Below are 2,861 nucleotides of genomic sequence, written 5' to 3' on the forward strand. Positions count from 1 at the left end.
AGGTAGCGCCCGGTATGGCTCGCCTCGACCTTGGCCACAGCCTCGGGCGTACCGGTGGCGACGATCCGCCCGCCGCCATCGCCGCCTTCGGGGCCGATATCGATCAGCCAGTCGGCGGTCTTGATCACGTCGAGATTATGCTCGATCACCACGACCGAATTGCCCTGCTCAACCAATTCGTGCAGCACTTCCAGAAGCTTGCGCACATCCTCGAAATGCAAACCGGTCGTCGGTTCGTCCAGAATATACAAAGTCCGACCGGTCGATCTGCGTGAGAGTTCCTTGGACAGTTTCACCCTCTGCGCCTCACCGCCTGACAGCGTCGTCGCCTGTTGGCCGACCTTGATATAACCAAGTCCAACCTTGACCAGCGCATCCATCTTCTCGCGGATTGACGGCACCGCCTGAAAGAAGCCTTGCGCATCCTCCACCGTCATTTCCAGCACATCGGCGATGCTCTTGCCCTTGAACTTGATCTCCAGCGTTTCGCGGTTGTAGCGATGGCCCTTGCAGGTCTCGCAGGTGACATAGACGTCGGGCAGGAAGTGCATCTCGATCTTGATGACGCCGTCGCCCTGGCAGGCCTCGCAGCGCCCGCCCTTCACGTTGAAGGAAAACCGCCCCGGCGCATAGCCGCGCGCCTTGGCCTCGGGCAGGCCCGCGAACCAATCGCGGATCGGCGTGAAGGCACCGGTATAGGTGGCGGGGTTTGATCGCGGCGTGCGCCCGATGGGCCGCTGGTCGATATCGATGACCTTGTCGAGATGCTCAAAGCCCTTGATCGTCTCGCAGGGCGCGGGCGTCTCGCGCGCGCCGTTCAGGCGCAGGGCGGCGTTTTTGTAAAGCGTCTCCACCGTCAAAGTCGACTTGCCACCGCCCGAGACGCCGGTGACGCAGATGAACCGGCCAAGCGGAAACTCTGCCGTCATGTCCTTCAGGTTGTTGCCCGTCGCCTTGACCACTTTCAGCGTCTTGCCATTGCCGTCGCGGCGCTGTTTCGGCACCGCAATCTCGCGCCCGCCCGACAGGTATTGCCCGGTCAGAGAGGCCGGATCGGCGGCGATCTCCTCGGGCGTGCCGCGTGCGACGACCTGACCGCCATGCACACCCGCGCCGGGGCCGATATCGAAGACATAATCCGCCTCGCGGATCGCCTCTTCATCATGTTCGACCACGAGCACCGTATTGCCCTGATCGCGCAGGTTCTTGAGCGTGCCCAGAAGCCGGTCATTGTCGCGCTGATGCAGACCGATGGAGGGTTCATCCAGCACATAGAGAACACCGGTCAGGCCCGAACCAATCTGGCTCGCCAGCCGGATCCGCTGGCTTTCGCCGCCCGACAGGGTGCCTGCATTGCGGGAAAGTGTCAGGTATTCGAGGCCGACATTATTAAGAAAACCAAGGCGTTCGCGGATTTCCTTCAGGATCAGCTTTGCGATCTCATTCTTCTGCCTGGTCAGCTTGCCGGGCACCGTGTCGATCCAGGCATAGGCCTCCCTGATCGACATCTGCACCACCTCGCCGACATGAAGACCGGCGATCTTCACCGCCAGCGCCTCGGGCCGCAGACGGTGACCGCCGCAGGTGCCGCAGGGGCGGTTGTTCTGGTAGCGTTCGAATTCCTCGCGCACCCAGTTACTGTCAGTCTCACGGTAGCGGCGTTCCATATTGGGGATGACCCCCTCAAAGGTCCGCGTCACCTCATAGACCCGCCCGGCTTCATCGAAACGGAACTTGATCTCATCGTCGCCGGAGCCGCGCAGGAAGAGGTGCTGCACCTTTTCCGGCAGGTCCTTCCATGCCTTCTTCGGATCGAAGCCGTAATGTTTCGCAAGCGAGTCGATGGTCTGGATGAAATAGGGCGACTTGCCCTTGTTCCAGGGGGCGAGCGCGCCATCCTTCAGTTTCAGCGTCACATCGGGGACCACAAGCCGTTCGTCGAAGAACAATTCGACCCCGAGGCCGTCGCAGGACGGACAGGCCCCGAACGGAGCGTTGAACGAAAAAAGCCGCGGCTCGATCTCGGGGATGGTGAAGCCTGAAACCGGGCAGGCGAAGTTTTCGCTGAAGGTGATGCGCTCTGGCTCACCCTCGCCCGGCGCGGTTTCAAGGATCGCGATGCCGTCGGCGAGGTTCAGCGCGGTGCGGAAGCTGTCCGCCAGACGCGTCTCCAGCCCTTCCCGCACCACGATCCGGTCGACGACCACGTCGATATCGTGGCGGAACTTCTTGTCGAGCGTCGGCGGTTCTTCCAACTCGTAGAACTCACCATCGACCTTGACCCTCTGAAAGCCTTGCTTGCGCAACTCAAGGAATTCCTTGCGGTATTCGCCTTTCCGGTCGCGCACGATGGGGGCCATCAGGTAGCCGCGTGTGCCCTCCTCCATCGCCATGACAGCATCGACCATATCCTGCACCTGCTGCGCCTCGATCGGCTTGCCGGTCGCGGGGGAATAGGGCGTGCCGACCCGCGCGAACAGGAGGCGCATATAATCGTAGATTTCGGTGACGGTCCCCACGGTCGAACGCGGGTTTTTCGAGGTCGTCTTCTGTTCGATGGAGATCGCGGGCGACAGACCGGAGATGTGATCGACATCCGGTTTGCCCATCATGTCGAGAAACTGGCGGGCATAGGCCGAGAGGCTTTCGACATAGCGCCGCTGGCCCTCGGCATAGATCGTATCGAAGGCGAGCGATGACTTGCCCGAGCCCGACAGGCCGGTGATCACCGTCAGCTTGTCGCGCGGGATATCGACGTCGATCGACTTCAGATTATGCTCGCGCGCGCCGCGTACTTCGATGAATTTCTGCTCGGCCATGGCTCACCTGCGGGGATCAGGGATTAACAGATAGTGCAAGTC

1 protein-coding gene is annotated in these 2,861 nt (G+C 61.6%); it reads right to left on the bottom strand.

Annotated features, from left to right (window positions below; genetic code table 11):
* A partial coding sequence (gene uvrA / locus WBB85_RS17710) for an excinuclease ABC subunit UvrA (protein WP_432639917.1) occupies positions 1-2,819 on the bottom strand: 2,819 nt, incomplete at its 3' end.
* Positions 2,820-2,861: the final 42 nt, after the last annotated feature.

Source organism: Albidovulum sp. (assembly GCF_049646345.1).
In the GTDB taxonomy this organism is placed as follows: domain Bacteria; phylum Pseudomonadota; class Alphaproteobacteria; order Rhodobacterales; family Rhodobacteraceae; genus Albidovulum.